This is a genomic window from Noviherbaspirillum sp. L7-7A (assembly GCF_019052805.1).
GTDB lineage: Bacteria > Pseudomonadota > Gammaproteobacteria > Burkholderiales > Burkholderiaceae_D > Noviherbaspirillum_A.
In genome coordinates, this window is record NZ_JAHQRJ010000001.1 from 1,008,649 (window position 1) to 1,024,992 (window position 16,344).

Annotated in this window: 14 protein-coding genes; 9 read left to right on the top strand and 5 right to left on the bottom strand. The window is 61.9% G+C overall.

Annotated features, from left to right (window positions below; genetic code table 11):
- Positions 1-5 precede the first annotated feature (5 nt).
- Both KTQ42_RS04625 and KTQ42_RS04630 read right to left on the bottom strand, forming a co-directional pair.
- On the bottom strand, positions 6-1,511 hold the full coding sequence (locus KTQ42_RS04625) for a protein adenylyltransferase SelO (RefSeq protein WP_217344435.1): 1,506 nt from the start codon (positions 1,509-1,511) through the stop codon (positions 6-8).
- Positions 1,495-2,313, bottom strand: coding sequence for a Crp/Fnr family transcriptional regulator (locus KTQ42_RS04630; protein WP_217344436.1), 819 nt, complete (start codon positions 2,311-2,313; stop codon positions 1,495-1,497). The genes KTQ42_RS04625 and KTQ42_RS04630 overlap by 17 nt, the downstream gene beginning before the upstream one ends.
- Positions 2,314-2,443: 130 nt before the next feature.
- Between KTQ42_RS04630 and KTQ42_RS04635 the strand changes: the two genes are divergently transcribed.
- The 9 genes from KTQ42_RS04635 to KTQ42_RS04675 all read left to right on the top strand — a co-directional run bounded on the left by KTQ42_RS04635 (position 2,444) and on the right by KTQ42_RS04675 (position 13,298).
- A complete protein-coding gene (locus KTQ42_RS04635) occupies positions 2,444-3,220 on the top strand; it encodes a class II aldolase/adducin family protein (protein WP_217344437.1) in 777 nt (258 codons plus the stop codon).
- Between the two features lie 9 nt (positions 3,221-3,229).
- Positions 3,230-3,826, top strand: a complete 597-nt coding sequence (locus KTQ42_RS04640; RefSeq protein ID WP_217344438.1) for an HD domain-containing protein — start codon at positions 3,230-3,232, stop codon at positions 3,824-3,826.
- Positions 3,827-3,936: 110 nt separating this feature from the next.
- The gene (locus KTQ42_RS04645) at positions 3,937-5,589 is read left to right on the top strand and encodes a 3-(methylthio)propionyl-CoA ligase (protein WP_249222639.1); all 1,653 of its coding nucleotides are present in this window, start codon (positions 3,937-3,939) and stop codon (positions 5,587-5,589) included.
- Between the two features lie 344 nt (positions 5,590-5,933).
- On the top strand, positions 5,934-6,881 hold the full coding sequence (locus tag KTQ42_RS04650) for a branched-chain amino acid ABC transporter permease (protein WP_217344439.1): 948 nt from the start codon (positions 5,934-5,936) through the stop codon (positions 6,879-6,881).
- Between the two features lie 8 nt (positions 6,882-6,889).
- A complete protein-coding gene (locus KTQ42_RS04655) occupies positions 6,890-8,197 on the top strand; it encodes a branched-chain amino acid ABC transporter permease (RefSeq protein ID WP_249222640.1) in 1,308 nt (435 codons plus the stop codon).
- The gene (locus tag KTQ42_RS04660) at positions 8,194-8,961 is read left to right on the top strand and encodes an ABC transporter ATP-binding protein (protein WP_217344441.1); all 768 of its coding nucleotides are present in this window, start codon (positions 8,194-8,196) and stop codon (positions 8,959-8,961) included. Before KTQ42_RS04655 ends, KTQ42_RS04660 begins: the two co-directional genes overlap by 4 nt.
- On the top strand, positions 8,958-9,662 hold the full coding sequence (locus KTQ42_RS04665; RefSeq protein ID WP_217344442.1) for an ABC transporter ATP-binding protein: 705 nt from the start codon (positions 8,958-8,960) through the stop codon (positions 9,660-9,662). The genes KTQ42_RS04660 and KTQ42_RS04665 overlap by 4 nt, the downstream gene beginning before the upstream one ends.
- Before the next feature lie 106 nt (positions 9,663-9,768).
- A complete protein-coding gene (locus KTQ42_RS04670) occupies positions 9,769-11,013 on the top strand; it encodes a branched-chain amino acid ABC transporter substrate-binding protein (protein WP_217344443.1) in 1,245 nt (414 codons plus the stop codon).
- A 206-nt stretch (positions 11,014-11,219) separates the two neighbouring features.
- Positions 11,220-13,298, top strand: coding sequence for a 3-hydroxyacyl-CoA dehydrogenase NAD-binding domain-containing protein (locus tag KTQ42_RS04675; protein ID WP_217344444.1), 2,079 nt, complete (start codon positions 11,220-11,222; stop codon positions 13,296-13,298).
- A gap of 273 nt (positions 13,299-13,571) precedes the next feature.
- Here KTQ42_RS04675 and KTQ42_RS04680 read toward each other — a convergent pair whose 3' ends face one another.
- The 3 genes from KTQ42_RS04680 to aat all read right to left on the bottom strand — a co-directional run bounded on the left by KTQ42_RS04680 (position 13,572) and on the right by aat (position 16,201).
- A complete protein-coding gene (locus KTQ42_RS04680; protein ID WP_217344445.1) occupies positions 13,572-14,615 on the bottom strand; it encodes a quinone-dependent dihydroorotate dehydrogenase in 1,044 nt (347 codons plus the stop codon).
- Between the two features lie 54 nt (positions 14,616-14,669).
- Positions 14,670-15,398, bottom strand: coding sequence for an arginyltransferase (locus KTQ42_RS04685; RefSeq protein WP_217344446.1), 729 nt, complete (start codon positions 15,396-15,398; stop codon positions 14,670-14,672).
- Positions 15,399-15,475: 77 nt separating this feature from the next.
- Positions 15,476-16,201, bottom strand: a complete 726-nt coding sequence (aat, locus tag KTQ42_RS04690) for a leucyl/phenylalanyl-tRNA--protein transferase (RefSeq protein ID WP_217344447.1) — start codon at positions 16,199-16,201, stop codon at positions 15,476-15,478.
- Positions 16,202-16,344 lie beyond the last annotated feature (143 nt).

The window sequence follows — 16,344 nt, forward strand, 5'->3', positions numbered from 1 at the left end:
CTGTTTCAGGAAGAACAGCTGACTTCCAGTTCGCTGGCCCAGTCGGGCGGCAGCGCTGCATACTGTTCGTTTTCGGGCTGCTCGTCAAACGGCCTCTCCAGCACCGACAGCAGTTTCGCGACTTCCGAAAAGTCCTTGATCTGGGCTTTTTCGATTGCCACTTGGGCCAGATAGTTTCGAAGCACATATTTGGGGTTGGCCCGGTGCATTGCAAGCCGCCGTTGCACATCGTTACTATTTTCCTTGAGCAACCTGGCGCGGTATTGTACTGCCCAGTTGTCGAATGCGGCACGGTCTATGAACAAGTCGCGCAGAGCTTGGTCACTTGCCGCATCATCCAGTCGCAGATCGCCCAGCCGACGGAAAAACAGTGTGAAGTCGACATGGCTGTCGGCCATGATGGCAAACAGCTGGTCGAACAGGGCGCTATCGCCGTCCTCCACTGTCGCCAGGCCCAGCTTGGCATGCAACAACGCATCCATTTTGGTCTTGAAGGCTGGTTCGTAGACCGCCAGCGCCGCCTTGGTTTCATCGACGTCGCCGATCAGCGGCAGCAACGCCTGGCCCAGCGCATAGCAATTCCAGTGTCCGATCTGGGGCTGCATGCTGTAGGCATAGCGGCCCTGCTGGTCGGTGTGGTTGCAGATGTGCCTGGGATTGAAGGCTTCCATGAAGCCGAACGGCCCGTAGTCCAGGGTCAGGCCCAGGATGGACATGTTGTCGGTGTTCATCACGCCGTGCATGAAGCCGACCGCTTGCCAGCCGGCGATCATCTCCGCGGTGCGCCGGGTGACTTCGCTGAGCAGGGCGTGGTAGGGCTGGGCGTGGTCCCGCAGCTCCGGATAGCAGCGGTCGATTACATAATCGGCCAGTATTTTCAGGTCGTCATGCCGGCCCTGGTAGAACCAGTGCTCGAAGGAGCCAAAGCGCACGAAGCTCGGCGCCATGCGGGTGGCCACCGCGGCGGTTTCCGGCGTTTCCCGCATCACCCGCTGGTCCGAACCGGTGACGCAGAGCGAGCGCGAGGTGGGTATGCCCAAGGCCGCCATGGCCTCGGAGCACAGGAATTCCCGGATGGAGGAGCGCAGCACCGCGCGGCCATCGCCCATACGGGAATACGGCGTCATGCCGGCGCCCTTCAACTGCAGCTCCAGCTTGCCCGGCGGCGGCATGCCGGGCGCGCCAGCCTCGCCCAGCAGAATCGCGCGGCCATCGCCCAGTTGTCCGGCCCAGACGCCGAACTGGTGGCCGGAATAGACGGCCGCCAGCGGTTGCGATTGCGGCAGGACGCTGTTGCCGCTGAAGGCGTCGATGAAGGCCTGCCGGCTGAACTCGGCCGGGTCGAGGCCAATCAGCGCGGCCGCCGAGGCGCTGCCGCATACCATGTATGGCTTGCTGAGCGGGGTGGGTTGCAGCCGGGTGTAGAAAGCGGGGGGCAGGGCGGCGTAAGAATGTTCCAGCGGCAGCTGGTCGATCGACCATTTCCCGCCTGATTCAGTATTTGCTGTCATTGAGAGTCCTGTGAGACGCGACGTCGGTGTCGCTTGCTGGAGATGAGACCGGCGGCGCCGCGTTTCGTGCCCGTTTACCGCTGCGGCCGTCCGGATAGGCGATGTGGGCAATGGACTGGGGATCCTCAATGAAGACCCGGCCGTATTTCGTCTGCACCAGGCCATCCTGCTCCCATAGCCGCAACTGCTTGGCAATGCTCTGGCGCGACTTGCCCAGCAGATGGCCGAGTTCCTCCTGGGTCAGCGGCACTTCCCGTCCGCGCGGAATCACGACGGCCGACATGGCCGAAGGCTGCAATTGGGCGAGCTCCAGCAGCCGGCGCGCCAGGCGCTGCGCCAGCGGCGCCACGGCCGCCTCTTCGACCAGGTCGAAGGTCGCCCGCAGGCGCAGCGCCAGCATGCGGGCAAAGCGCTCGTAGATTGCCGGATGCCGCATCAGCAGTCGATGGAAGTCGGTGCGGGCATGATAGAGCAGGACCGTCGGGCCAGCCGCATGGCCGTCATGGGTGCGCGGCAGGCCGTCGAACATCGATATCTCGCCAAACCAGTTGGGCCGTTCCATCACGGCAATCGTGGTGGTATGGCCGTCCGCCGTGGCGCGGGTGAAGCGCACCGATCCGCTGGCGATGGTGTAGAAGCCGTCGCAGGCATCGCCACGGGCATGCACCAGCTCGTCGTTCGCATACAGCCGCAGCGAGCCGCAGCGGGCGGCTTCATGGATCACATCGTCCGGCAGGTCGGCGAGCCACGACTCGCGCAGCAGCGCAGCCTTGTCGATATCGGATTTGGCGGGTGAGGGCATGCAAATGTTAAAGAGTTGACAGTCTGGGCGCCGGCACTACGCTGATACTTGTGCCCCACGGTTCGAAGAACAACCGAAGTGCGCAGCCGGCGGCGGCGCCCGTATTTTGACAGACATGAGAGAGACCGATATGAACGCACCCGAAACCCTGAGCTTTCCTTCCATGCGCGAGCGCGTCTCGGCGGAAGAATGGCAGGTCCGCCAGGACCTGGCCGCCTGCTACCGCCTGGTGGCGGACTTTGGCTGGAGCGACCTGGTGTTCACCCACATTACCGCCCGCGTGCCAGGCACCGAAGACCAGTTCCTGATCAATCCCTACGGACTAATGTTCGACGAGATCACCGCTTCCTCGCTGGTGAAGATCGATATCCATGGCAACAAGCTGGACGATTCGCCGTACCCCGTCAATCCGGCAGGCTTCACCATCCACTCGGCGGTGCATGCGGTCCGGCATGATGCGCTGTGCGTGCTGCATACCCATAGCCTCAATGGCGTGGCGGTATCCGCCCAGAAGAACGGCGTGCTGCCGCTGTCGCAGCAATCGATCTTCGTGCTTTCCAGCCTGGGCTATCACGGCTATGAGGGCGTGGCATTGAATGAAGAGGAAAAGCCGCGCCTGGTGCAGGACCTGGGCCGCAACACCTACCTGATGCTGCGCAACCACGGCCTCCTGACCGTAGGCAAGACCATCGCCGATGCCTTCCTGAACATGTACATCTTCGAGGCGGCCTGCAACATCCAGATCCGCGCCCAGGCCGGCGGCGGCGAGCTGACCATGATTCCGCAAGCCATCATCGACGGCGCGATGCAGCAGTCCAAGGTGGCCACCAAATCCCAGGGCGGCATGCTGGCATGGCCCGGGCTGCTGCGCCGGCTGGACCGGGTCGACACTTCCTGGCGCGATTGAGGAGACGACATGGAACACACCACGGACAATCCGGAAGCGCGCGCCACCTTCCGCGACATGCAGGACGGCACCGCCGCCGACTGGGCCATCATTTCAAAGGAATTCAGGGACTACTCGGCCGTGCTGCCGGACCGCGTGATGGCGCATCTGCGCCTGCTCGACGGCGACTGCGGCGGCTTTCCGGTGGATCGCCTCACGCACAGCCTGCAGACGGCCACCCGCGCGCACCGCGACGGCAAGGATGAGGAATACGTGATCTGCGCGCTGCTGCACGATATCGGCGATACGCTGGGCAGCTTCAATCATCCCGACATCGCCGCGGCGATATTGAAGCCTTTCGTCAGCCCGGAAAACCTGGCGATGGTCGAAAAGCATGGCGTCTTCCAGGGCTATTACTTCTTCCACCACCTGGGGCTGGACCGCAATCTGCGCGACCAGTTCGCCGGCCAGCCGCTGTATGACCGCACGCTGGAATTCTGCGAAAAGTATGATGCGCCGGCATTCGATCCTGACTACGACACCTTGCCGCTGAGCTTTTTCGAGCCCATGTTGCGGCGCGTAATGGCCAAGCCGAAAAACTCGATTTATCGCGCAGCCGTCGAATGAAATAACTGCCTGGGCTGTGGTTGATGCATCGCAGCATCGAAAGTGATTGACGATTTTAGTACGGTCGTACCAGAATCCGTTACACCATTTACAACAGTCCAGGAGACCAGATGTCGGAGTATCCCCGCAGCCCCCTGATGGGGCAGATGATGAGCCAGCCGCTGCTCATCTCCAGCATCATCAAGCACGCAGACCGGTATTTTGGAAAGAATGAGATCGTCTCGCGGCGGGTCGAAGGCGACATCCATCGTTATACCTATCACGACTGCCATACCCGGTCGCGCAAGCTGGCCAACGCGCTGAAGGGGTTTGGCGTCGGCATGGGCGACCGGGTCGCCACCATGGCCTGGAACGGCTACCGGCACCTCGAGGCCTACTATGCGGTTTCCGGCTCGGGCGCCGTGCTGCATACGCTGAACCCGCGTCTGCATCCCGACCAGATCGCCTATATCACCAACCATGCGGAAGACCAGTACCTGCTGTTCGAGCTGACCTTCCTGCCCCTGATCGAATCGGTGGCGCAGCACTGCAAGACCATCAAGGGTTATATCCTGCTGTGCGACCGCGACCGCATGCCGGCGCAAAGCACCATCCCGAACCTGATGTGCTATGAAGACCTCATCGACAGCAATTCCGATGACTATGAATGGCCCCTGTTCGACGAGAACTCCGCCTCCAGCCTGTGCTACACCTCGGGCACCACAGGCAACCCGAAGGGTGCGCTGTATTCCCACCGTTCGACCATGCTGCATTCCTATGCGTCGACCATGCCGGATGCATTGAATGTGTCGGGCCGCGACGCGGTGCTGCCGGTCGTGCCGATGTTCCATGTGAATGCATGGGGCCTGCCGTATTCGGTGCCGCTGACAGGCGCCAAGATGGTGTTCCCCGGCCCTGCGCTGGACGGCAAGTCGCTCTATGAGCTGTTCGAGTCGGAGAAGGTGACCTTCTCGGCCGGCGTGCCGACGGTATGGCTGGGCCTGCTCAATTACGTGGCCCAGAACAATCTCAGCTTCTCCACGTTCAAGCGCACCGTGATCGGCGGCTCGGCCTGCCCGCCGGCAATGATGAAGACGCTGCGCCACAAATACGATATCGAGGTGGTGCATGCCTGGGGCATGACGGAAATGTCGCCGCTGGGCACCGCGGCTACCCTGCAGGCGCAGCATATGGATATGCCCGAAGAGGTCAAGCAGGCCAAGCTGGAAAGCCAGGGCCATGTGATCTTCGGCGTGGACATGAAGATCGTCGACGATGCCGGCCGCGAGTTGCCCTGGGATGGCAAGACCTACGGCAACCTGCTGGTCAAGGGGCCGTGGGTGATTCAGTCTTATTTCAAGGGCGAGGGCGGCGATGTGCTGGAAGACGGCTGGTTCCCCACCGGCGACGTCGCCACCATCGACCCGGAAGGCTATATGCAGATCACCGACCGCAGCAAGGACGTGATCAAGTCCGGCGGCGAGTGGATCGGCACCATCGACCTCGAAAACATCGCGATGTCGCACCCGGCGGTGCTGCAGGCCGCCTGCATCGGCGTGTTCCATCCGAAGTGGGATGAGCGGCCGCTGCTGGTGGTGGTGAAGCGGCCCGGCATGGACGTCAGCCGCGAGGAACTGCTGGCGTTTTACGAGGGCAAGATCGCCAAATGGTGGACGCCGGACGATGTTGCCTTCATCGATGCGCTGCCGATCGGCGCCACCGGCAAGGTGCTGAAGAACCGCATCCGCGAAAGCTTTCGCGACCATGTCTTGCCGAGTGCCTGATTAACCTGCATCAAGCGCGAATCCAGCTTTACAGGCAGGATTCGCGTCGATATAGTCAAAACACAAAATACCTACAAGGAAGAGACAGCATGACTGCACGCACCAGCGGCGATACGCCCGCACACAGCCCTCCCTGTCCTGCCCACATCCGCATCGCCGCGCCAGCGGCGGCACTGGCGGCCTGATCCAGCGGCGGCCGGCCTGCGATTGACTGCGCCGGTTCGCCATCAACCCGAGATCCCGGCGATTGCGCAAGCATCGTCGCAAGGCATAACACGCCATGTCGCGCCCTAATGCGCACGCGCCGGACCTCGTTGTATGTATCTGCATCAAGGGGAAGTCGGATGGAATTCACGCTAATTACCTTGCTTAACGGGCTCGCATACGGCCTGCTGCTGTTCATGCTGTCGTCAGGGCTCACCCTGATCTTCAGCATGATGGGCGTGCTCAATTTCGCGCACGCCAGCTTCTACATGCTGGGCGCGTATTTCGCCTATACCATCAGCGCCAAGATCGGCTTCTGGCCGGCGCTGGTAGTCGCGCCGCTGCTGGTGGGCGCGGTGGGCGCCATGGTCGAGCGCTATGGGCTGCGTACGGTGCACAAGTATGGCCACATACCCGAGCTGCTGTTCACCTTCGGCCTGTCGTACGTCATCGTGGAACTGGTCCAGCTCGTATGGGGGCGCGCTGCGGTGCGTTATCCGATACCGGCCGAAATGGACGGGCCGCTGTTTACTCTCTACACCACCACCTTCCCGATGTATCGCGGCTTCATGATGTTCATTGCGCTGCTGATGCTGGTATCGATCTACCTGCTGCTCACGCGCACCCGCATCGGTCTGGTGATCCAGGCGGCGCTCACGCATCCCGATGCGGTGGAGGCGCTGGGCCACAATGTGCCGCGCGTGTTCATGCTGGTCTTCGGCGGCGGCTGCGCGCTGGCGGGCCTGGCGGGCGTCATCGGCGGCAACGCCTTCGTCACCGAGCCGGGCATGGCGGCCACGGTGGGCAGCATCATCTTCGTGGTGGTGGTGGTCGGCGGCATGGGCTCGCTGGTAGGGGCGCTGGTGGCATCGCTTTTGATCGGCCTTTTGCAGACCTTCGCGGTGGCCCTAGACTATTCAATGGTGACGCTCTTCTCGGGACTGGGCTTGAGCATAGGCCCCGGCACGCCGGGCTTCTCGGTGCTGAACCTGACCATTGCGCAGACGGCGCCCATCCTGCCTTATCTGCTGCTGGTGCTGATACTGATATTCCGGCCGAAAGGTCTCATGGGGACGAGGGAAGGATGAGCACGATAATGAGCAACACCACTTCCGTCACGACGACGTCGATGCGCTTTGCGCCGATCAACCTGGGCCGCTGGCTGGTATGGACCCTGTTCGCCATCCTGCTGGTGGTGGCGCCGCTGATCTTCAACAAGGGCGCGGCGCTGTCCATCCTGTGCCAGATGGGCACGGTCATGATCTTCGGCCTGTCCTACAACATGCTGCTCGGGCAGGGCGGCATGCTCTCCTTCGGCCATGCTGTCTATTCGGGCCTTGGCGCCTACTTCGCCATCCATGCGATGAACCTGGCCAGCGGCGGCAGCCTGCCGATACCGGTGTCATTGATCCCGCTGGTGGGCGGCGTCTTCGGCATGGTGTTTGGCGTGCTGTTCGGCTATGTCACCACCAAGAAGTCCGGCACCACCTTCTCGATGATCACGCTGGGCATCGTCGAACTGGTGTTTGCCTGCTCGCTGATGTTTCCCGACTTCTTCGGCGGCGAGGGCGGCATCTCGACCAACCGGGTGATGGGCGAAAAGGTATTCGGCATCAGCTACGGCCCGCAGATCCAGGTCTACTACCTGATCGCGTTCTGGCTCTTCATCAGCACCGTGGGCATGTTCGCCTTCACCCAGACGCCGCTGGGCCGCATCATCAATGCGGTGCGCGACAATCCGGAGCGGGTGGAATTCATCGGCTATAACACCCAGTGGGTGCGCTACCTGACGCTGATCCTGTCGGCTTTCTTTGCCGGCATTTCCGGTGGCCTCTCAGCCATCAACTTCGAGATCGTCACCGCGGAAAACGTCAGCGCCGTGCGTTCCGGCGCCATCCTGCTGTTCACCTTCATCGGCGGCGTGGGCTTCTTCTTCGGCCCGCTGATCGGCGCAGTGGTGGGCGTCTTCCTGACCGTGCTGCTGTCCGATTTCACCAAGGCCTGGCAGCTCTATCTCGGCGTGTTCTTCATCGTGATCGTCATGTATGCGCCCGGTGGCATTGCCAGCCTGCTGATGATGAATCTGCGGCTGATGGTCTACAAGCGCTTCGGCATGGTGGCGCCGCGGCTGCTGTTCATGGTGGCGGCCACGCTGATCGCCTGCATCGGCGGCGTGATGGTGATCGAGATGCTGTATCACCTGACGCTGGAGTCGGCCAATGGCACCGTGATGCGCCTGTTCGGCACCGAGGTCGATACCGCGGGCGTCACCGGCTGGCTGATCGCGCTGGTGCTGGTCGCAGTTGGCGCGCTGATGTTCTGGCGCGGCCGTCCGGCCTTCCGGCAAGTCTGGGACCAGGCCAACCTGGAAATCGAAGAACTGATCCGCAAGGAGCATGCATGAGCGCTTATTCCGTCGAACTGAAGGACGTGCGCAAGAGTTTCGGCAAGTCCGAAATCATCCGCGGCGCCACCTTGCAGGTGCCCAAGGGCGAGCGTTACGCCATCATCGGCCCGAACGGCGCGGGCAAATCCACGCTGTTCAACCTGATCTCCGGCCGTTTCGGCGTCAGCGGCGGCGATATCCTGCTCAACGGCCGCAGCATCGTTGGCATGAAGCCGTTCGAGATCAACCGTTGCGGCCTGTCGCGCAGCTTCCAGATCACCAATATCTTCCACCGACTGACGGTGTACGAGAACCTGCGCTGCGCGGTGCTCTGGTCGCTGGGCTACAAGTATTCCTTCTGGCACCGGCTCAACGGCCTGCGCGACGCGCATGAACGGGCCGAAGCCGTGCTGGAGCAGATCGGTTTGCGCCGCCGGCGCAACACCGCCGCCGGCCTCCTGACCTATGCCGAGCAGCGGGCGCTGGAAATCGGCATCACGATCGCCGGCGGCGCCGACGTGATCCTGCTCGACGAGCCCACCGCGGGCATGAGCCGCTCCGAGTCGGACCATGCGGTGGAGCTGATCCGCCGCGTCACCGAGGGCAAGACGCTGCTGATGGTGGAGCATGACATGAGCGTGGTATTCGGCCTGGCCGACAAGATCGCCGTCGTGGTCTACGGCGAAGTGATTGCCTGCGACACGCCGGCCAATATCCGTGGCAACGCACGGGTGCAGGAAGCTTATCTGGGCGGCCATGCGCCGGCGGAGGAACATGCATGAGCAAGGCAATGCTGGAAATCAGGGATCTCCACGCCTACTACGGCAAGAGCCACGTGCTGCATGGCGTCGACCTGACAGTGGGCGAGGGCGAGATCGTCAGCCTCCTGGGACGCAACGGCGTCGGGCGCTCCACCACCGTGAAGGCGGCCATGGGGCAGGTGCAGGCGACCGGCTCGATCCGTTTCAAGGGCGAGGAAATCATCGGCGAGAAGGCGTTCCGGATTGCCTACAAGGGCCTGGGCTACGTGCCCGAGAACCGCGACATCTTCCCGACCCTGACGGTGGAGCAGAATCTGCTGCTGGGCGAGAAGAAGGGCAGGAAGTCGCGCTGGGCGCTGGCGGACATGTACGAGATGTTCCCGCGTCTGAAGGAGCGTCAGCACACGCCTGCGGGCGTGCTCTCGGGCGGCGAGCAGCAGATGCTGACCCTGTGCCGCACCCTGATGGGCGACCCTGACCTGATCATGATCGACGAGCCGACCGAAGGGCTGGCGCCAAAGATCGTCGACCTCGTGGCGCAGTATCTCAACACCCTGAAGGATCGCGGCATTTCGGTGCTGCTGGTGGAGCAGAAGCTCGCCATCGCGCTGGAGATCTCGCAGCGGGTGTATGTAATGGGACATGGCTCCATCGTGTTCGAGGGTACGCCGGCGGACTTGCGGGCCAATGCCGCTGTGCGCCGCGAATGGCTGGAAGTATGATGAACGGGAGGCAATAAAACAGGTTTGGGATCGGTTGGGAAATCGCTAGAATCAGGGTGCGTTACCAGAAGTCAGTGCAGTCCATTATTCTTATACGGAGACAAAAATGGCTATCAAACTTCGCTCGCTTGTTATCGCTTCGCTTGTCGCTGCCTGCCTGCCTTCCGCGGCATTGGCGGACAAGGTCAGGATCGCTTTCATCGACCCGCTGTCCGGGCCGTTCGCACCGGTAGGCCAGGGCATACTCAACAGCTGGCAAATGATCGCAGACATCGCCAACAAGGAAAAATGGGCCGGCTCCCATACCTTCGAGGTGGTTGGCTTCGATAACAAGGCCAGTCCGCAGGAGTCGCTGTCGCAATTGAAGAGCGCGATCGACCAGGGTTACCGCTATGTCACCCAGGGCAATGGCTCGGCGGCCGCGGCTGCGCTGCTGGACGCGGTCAACAAGCACAATGAACGCAACCCCGGCAAGGAAGTGGTGTACATCAATTACGCCGCGGTGGACCCGGACCTGACCAACAGCAAGTGCAGCTTCTGGCAATTCCGCATCGACGCCAACTCGGACATGAAGATGGAGGCGATGACTACCTTCATGGCCAAGAAGCCGGAGATCAAGAAGGTCTACATCATCGGCCAGAACTATTCCTTCGGCCACCAGGTCACCCGTGCCGCGAAGGATTACCTGAAGCGCAAGCGCCCGGATATCCAGATCGTCGGCGACGACCTGCACCCGATCGGCCAGGTGAAGGACTTCTCGCCCTATATCGCCAAGATCAAGGCGTCCGGCGCCGACACCGTCGTGACCGGCAACTGGGGTGCCGATCTCGCGCTCCTGATCAAGGCGGCCAAGGACGCCGACCTGAAGGCCGACTTCTATACCTATTACGGCTCGACCACCGGCGTACCCACCGCGATGGGCGCCGCCGGCGCCGACCGCGTGAAATATGTGGGCTACTGGAACGTCAACAATGAAGGCTATGTCGGCAAGGAAATCGTCGAGAATTTCAAGAAGAAGTACAACGACGACTACTACGCAATGGCAACCTATACCGGCATTGCAATGCTGGCCAAGGCCTTCAATGAAACCAAGGCCACCGACCCGGTCAAGGTGGCCTTCGCAATGGAAGGCATGAAGGTCAAGAGCCTGAATGGCGAAGTGGAAATGCGCAAGGCCGACCACCAGCTGCAGCAGCCGCTCTACATCGCGACCTGGGTCAAGGTCAATGGCAAGGATGTGAAATACGATCAGGAAAACACCGGCTATGGCTGGCGCACGGACCAGAAGATCGACGCCTTCGTCGCCGCCCAGCCTACCTCGTGCCAGATGAAGCGCCCCGCCATGCAGTAAGGCAAACAGGGCGGCGCTGGCACTTGCCGGCGCCGCTTTTTTTTCAATTGAAATAATACGATCGTTCTTTTCTGCGGTATAGTTTGGCACTGTGTTTTTGGCATGCCCATTCATGCGGGCCTGGCCTGGAATGTCGCTGCCAGCGCCGCATGATCACACCGCAACACAGGATCAACACAGGCTTCATCAATTTAAAAGGAAGAGACATGACTGCCGAATATCAAGTCAATGGCGCTGTTGCCGTCATTACCCTTGCCAACCCTCCCGTCAATGGCCTTGGATTGTCGACCCGCAAGGGCATCGTCGATGGCGTCACCAAGGCGCTCAGCGACGCCGCAGTCAAGGCGGTGGTCATCACCGGCGCTGGCAAGGCATTCTCCGGCGGCGCCGACATCAAGGAATTCAACACGCCTGCGGCCATGGCCGAGCCGACGCTGCATACCGTGATCCGCGTGATCGAGAACGCCGATAAGCCCGTGGTTGCCGCCATTCACAGCGTCGCCATGGGCGGCGGCCTGGAACTGGCGCTGGGCTGCCATTATCGGGTTGCTGTGCCGGGCGCGCAGATCGCGCTGCCGGAAGTCAAGCTGGGCATCCTGCCGGGCGCAGGCGGCACCCAGCGCCTGCCGCGCGTGGTGGGCCTGGAAATGGCATTGAACATGATCGTCTCCGGCACCCCGGTGCCTTCGGAAAAGCTGGCCAAGACCAAGCTGTTCGATCAGATGATCGACGGCGACCTGATGCAGGGCGCGGTCGCCTTCGCCAACAAGGTGGCCGACGTCCGTCCGCTGCCGAAAGTGCGCGACATCCGGATCGACTACCCGAACTACGAAGGCTTCCTGCAGTTCTCGCGCAACACGGTCAAGGCCATGGCCGGTCCGTTCCCGGCGCCGCTGAAGTGCGTCGAAGCCGTTGCCGCCGCCGTGACCCAGAAATTCGATGAAGGCCTGAAGACCGAGCGCGAGTTGTTCGTCGAACTGGTGCAGACCAATGAGTCCAAGGCGCTGCGTCATGCCTTCTTCGCCGAGCGTGCCGCCAGCAAGATCCCGGACGTGCCAGAAGATACGCCCAGGCGCGAGATCAAGTCGGCTGCCGTGATCGGCGCAGGCACCATGGGCGGCGGCATTGCGATGAACTTCGCCAATGCCGGCATCCCGGTCAAGATCCTGGAGATGAAGCAGGAAGCGCTGGACAAGGGCCTGGCGACAATCCGCAAGAACTACGAAAACACGATGAAGAAGGGCAAGCTGACCCAGGAGAAGTTCGACCAGCGCGTCGGCCTGATCACCGGCACCCTGTCCTATGAGGAGATCGGCCAGTGCGACATCGTGGTTGAAGCGGTTTTCGAGGACATGGGCGTGAAGGAAACCGTGTTCAAGAAGCTCGATGAAGTGATGAAGCAGGGCGCTATCCTGGCATCCAACACCTCCACCCTGGATGTGGACAAGATCGCTTCCTTCACCAAGCGCCCGCAGGACGTGATCGGCCTGCACTTCTTCAGCCCGGCAAACGTGATGAAGCTGCTGGAAATCGTCCGCGGCGAAAAGACCGGCAAGGATGTGCTGGCAACCTCGATGGCGCTGTCGAAGAAGATCAAGAAGATCGGCGTGGTATCGGGCGTTTGCGACGGCTTCATCGGCAACCGCATGATCGAACAGTACAGCCGCCAGGCCGGCTTCCTGCTGGAAGAAGGCGCGCTGCCGGAGCAGGTGGACAAGGCGGTCGAAAAATTCGGCTTTGCGATGGGCCCGTTCCGCATGGGCGACCTGGCCGGCAACGATATCGGCTGGTACATCCGCAAGCGTCGTTATGTTGAAAAGCCGGAAGTCACCTATTCCAAGACCGCCGATCTGCTGTGCGAGATGGGCCGCTTCGGCCAGAAGACCAGCGCCGGCTGGTACGACTACAAGGCGGGCGACCGCAAGCCGTATCCGTCGCAGATGGTGAACGACATGATCGTCAAGCATTCGGCCGACCTCGGCATCGAGCGCCGCAAGATCAGCGATGAAGAGATCGTCGAGCGCCTGGTGTATGCACTGGTCAACGAGGGTGCGCGCATCCTGGAAGAGGGCATTGCCCAGCGTGCTTCCGACATCGACATGGTCTACCTGGCCGGTTACGGCTTCCCGGTCTTCCGTGGCGGCCCGATGTTCTATGCCGACACCGTGGGCCTGCCCAATGTCGTGATGGCGATGGAGAAGTTCGCCAAGGGCAATCATGGCCAGGCATGGACGCCCGCGCCGCTGCTGGCCCGTCTGGCAGCCGAGGGCAAGACCTTCAACTGAAGCAGTGGGTCCGTTGCCAGGCGTGATGCGCCTGGCTGGCGATAGCGCAACCGTCCGGCAGGACGGTTGTTTTTTTTTACGGCTTCCGGTGGAGCGTTATGGTTGTTGCGGTTTAGGTTGAGCTTACCTCGGTCATTCGCCTTCCAGTGTTCCGATCATGCATGCCGCTCACGGTGCCATGCCCTGAGGCGTAACGATCCAGGCACCGTCATGACGCCGTTTGCGCAATCAGGGGCAGGGCATCAAGTCCAACGACAAGGCCCAACCATATCGTCATCCCCGTCCACGCAATGCGTCGGCGCATTCCCGGATCAGCGCCGGGCCGCGGTAGATCAGGCCGCTGTACAGCTGCACCAGCTTTGCGCCGGCCTCGATCTTGGCACGGGCATCCGCCCCCGACAGGATGCCTCCCACGCCGATGATGGGCACCGTATCCCCGAGTTCCGCCTTCAATGCCCTGATCACCTGATTCGAGGCGTCAAACACCGGCGCGCCGGAAAGGCCGCCGGCTTCCTCGGCATGCGCCATGCCCTTGACTGCGTCCCGCGTGATGGTGGTGTTGGTGGCAATCACCGCGTCGAAACGGTGCCGCAGCAGCGCGTCGGCAATGTTCTTCACCTGTTCGCCATCCACGTCGGGCGCGATCTTCAGTGCGATCGGCACATAGCGCTTATGCGTGTCGGCCAGGCGCTGCTGCGCCTCCTTCAACGTCGACAGCAGCGCATCGAGTTCGGACGCGCCCTGCAGCTGGCGCAGGTTCTTGGTGTTGGGCGAGGAGATGTTCACCGTCACATAGCTGGCATAGGGATAGACCTTTTCCAGGCAGATCAGGTAATCGTCGGCAGCCCGCTCGATCGGCGTATCGGCGTTCTTGCCGATGTTCAGGCCAAGCACGCCCTCGCGATTGCGGTAGAACCCCGACGCCTGCACATTGCGCACGAAAGCGTCGACGCCGCCGTTGTTGAAGCCCATGCGGTTGATGATGGCATTGGCTTGCGGCAGCCGGAACATGCGCGGCTTGGGATTGCCGGGCTGGGCGCGTGGCGTGACCGTGCCGATTTCAATGAAGCCGAAGCCCAGCGCCGCCAGACCGTCGATGTAGGCGCCATCCTTGTCCAGTCCGGCGGCCAGGCCGACCGGGTTGGGAAAGGTGATGCCCATCACGGTACGCGGGTCGGGCAGGGGACGGCGCAGCAGCCGGGTCATGCCCAGGCCGGCTGCGCGGCGCAGCGCCGGCAGGGTCAGGTTGTGGGCTTCTTCGGGGTCCAGGGAAAACAGCAGCGGGCGGGCGAGGGCGTAGAGAAATTTGTCGGACACGATGGGGAGGAAAAAATTGCGCGAGCGCTATTGTAGCCCGCCCGCGCTGCCCGATCAGCCCTCCATCTCCGACCAGGTGCCGCTGCGCAGGGCCTCGATCGGCCTGAAATTGATCTTGTATGCCATCTTCGGGCTCTTTTCTATCCAGTAGCCCAGATAGACATAGGGGATGCCCAGCGTGCGCGCCTGTGCGATCTGCCACAGCACGTTATAGGTGCCAAAGCTGGCGCCGGGCACCTCCGGGTCGTAGAAGGTATAGACCGAGGACAGGCCGTCGTCGAGCACGTCGATGATGCTGACCATGACCAGCTTGCCATCCGGTTCACGGAATTCCACCAGACGGGTGTTGACCTTGCTCTGCAGCAGGAACTGCGCGTACTGGTCGCGGCTGTCCTGGTCCATGCCGCCGCCGGCATGCCGGGCCGACTGGTAGCGCAGGTAGAGATCGTAATGCTCGTGCACATAGGCCAGGTTGGTGATGAGCGCATTCAGATGCCCATGCCGGTTCCACGCGCGGCGCTGGCTGCGGTTCGGCTGGAAGTGCCAGGCATGCACCCGCACCGGCGTGCAGGCCTGGCAGCCATCGCAATAGGGCCGGTAGGTGAAGATGCCGCTGCGCCGGAAACCATTCTTGACCAGCTCCGAATACACATCGGCATTGATCAGGTGGGAAGGTGTCGCAACCTGCGACCGGGCCTGCCTCTGTTCCAGGTAGCTGCATGGATAGGGTGCCGTCGCATAAAACTGCAGGGTGGAAAAGGGAAGGTCTTTAAGATGCGTCATCGTTCATACCGGTTTGACAACAAATTGACGGCCTAATGTACACCGGCCACTGGCCCGAAGCAAAAGTTTCAGGCCGGTTATTGCACAGGATCGACCGGATGCCAATCCGTAATTGGCGGCAGCTTGACGGCCTGCCGCAGGTGGGCGAGAAATGCGGCGCGCGAGACGGGCGCAGCGCCCAGCGAAGCGAGATGGCCAGTCTCCTGCTGACAATCGACCATGGTCACGCCATGGAGTTTCAGGAAATGAACAAGATAGGCCAGCGCAACTTTGGAAGCATCGGTTTCGCGCGCAAACATGGATTCGCCGTAAAACATTCGGCCTATGCACACGCCATAGGCGCCGCCGACCAGCCTGCCGTCATGCCAGAGTTCGGAGGAATGCGCATGGCCCATGCGGTGGAGGCCGGTATACCCCTGGACAATGTCTTCCGATATCCAGGTGCCCGCGCCATCCCGGCGCGGCGCGGCGCAGGCCCGCACCACGGCTTCGAATGCAGTGTCGAATTTCACCTGCCATGGCCCGCCCTCGGCCCGGCTGCGGGCGATGCGTCGCAGGGTTTTTTTCAGGCTTGCGGATATCCTGAAACGGTCCGTATGCAGCACCATGCGCGGATCGGTGCTCCACCACAGGATCGGTTGCCCCTCCGAATACCAGGGAAAAATGCCGTGCTGATACGCCTGCAGCAGCCGCCATGGCGACAGGTCGGCGCCGGCTGCAAGCAGGCCGGCGGCGCCGTCGGCTTCGGTCAGCGCCGTGGAGACATCGGGAAAGGGACTGTTGCTGTCTAACCAGGGAATCATCTTGCCTCGCGTTTTGCACCGTCATGAAGCACTGACATGGTGCGTCCAGTGTATCTATCTTCGCAGCGATTTTTTAAAGTCAATTGATTCAATGACTTACCATTTGCACCAATTTGGGAATGAAACTTGCTTTTTCCGGCAGT

What these genes read in the sequence shown, in the direction of transcription:
- KTQ42_RS04625 (WP_217344435.1), bottom strand. Translation starts at nt 1,511, where the DNA reads ATGACAGCAAATACTGAATCAGGCGGGAAATGGTCGATCGACCAGCTG.
- KTQ42_RS04630 (WP_217344436.1), bottom strand. Translation starts at nt 2,313, where the DNA reads ATGCCCTCACCCGCCAAATCCGATATCGACAAGGCTGCGCTGCTGCGC.
- KTQ42_RS04635 (WP_217344437.1), top strand. Translation starts at nt 2,444, where the DNA reads ATGAACGCACCCGAAACCCTGAGCTTTCCTTCCATGCGCGAGCGCGTC.
- KTQ42_RS04640 (WP_217344438.1), top strand. Translation starts at nt 3,230, where the DNA reads ATGGAACACACCACGGACAATCCGGAAGCGCGCGCCACCTTCCGCGAC.
- KTQ42_RS04645 (WP_249222639.1), top strand. Translation starts at nt 3,937, where the DNA reads ATGTCGGAGTATCCCCGCAGCCCCCTGATGGGGCAGATGATGAGCCAG.
- KTQ42_RS04650 (WP_217344439.1), top strand. Translation starts at nt 5,934, where the DNA reads ATGGAATTCACGCTAATTACCTTGCTTAACGGGCTCGCATACGGCCTG.
- KTQ42_RS04655 (WP_249222640.1), top strand. Translation starts at nt 6,890, where the DNA reads ATGAGCAACACCACTTCCGTCACGACGACGTCGATGCGCTTTGCGCCG.
- KTQ42_RS04660 (WP_217344441.1), top strand. Translation starts at nt 8,194, where the DNA reads ATGAGCGCTTATTCCGTCGAACTGAAGGACGTGCGCAAGAGTTTCGGC.
- KTQ42_RS04665 (WP_217344442.1), top strand. Translation starts at nt 8,958, where the DNA reads ATGAGCAAGGCAATGCTGGAAATCAGGGATCTCCACGCCTACTACGGC.
- KTQ42_RS04670 (WP_217344443.1), top strand. Translation starts at nt 9,769, where the DNA reads ATGGCTATCAAACTTCGCTCGCTTGTTATCGCTTCGCTTGTCGCTGCC.
- KTQ42_RS04675 (WP_217344444.1), top strand. Translation starts at nt 11,220, where the DNA reads ATGACTGCCGAATATCAAGTCAATGGCGCTGTTGCCGTCATTACCCTT.
- KTQ42_RS04685 (WP_217344446.1), bottom strand. Translation starts at nt 15,398, where the DNA reads ATGACGCATCTTAAAGACCTTCCCTTTTCCACCCTGCAGTTTTATGCG.
- aat (WP_217344447.1), bottom strand. Translation starts at nt 16,201, where the DNA reads ATGATTCCCTGGTTAGACAGCAACAGTCCCTTTCCCGATGTCTCCACG.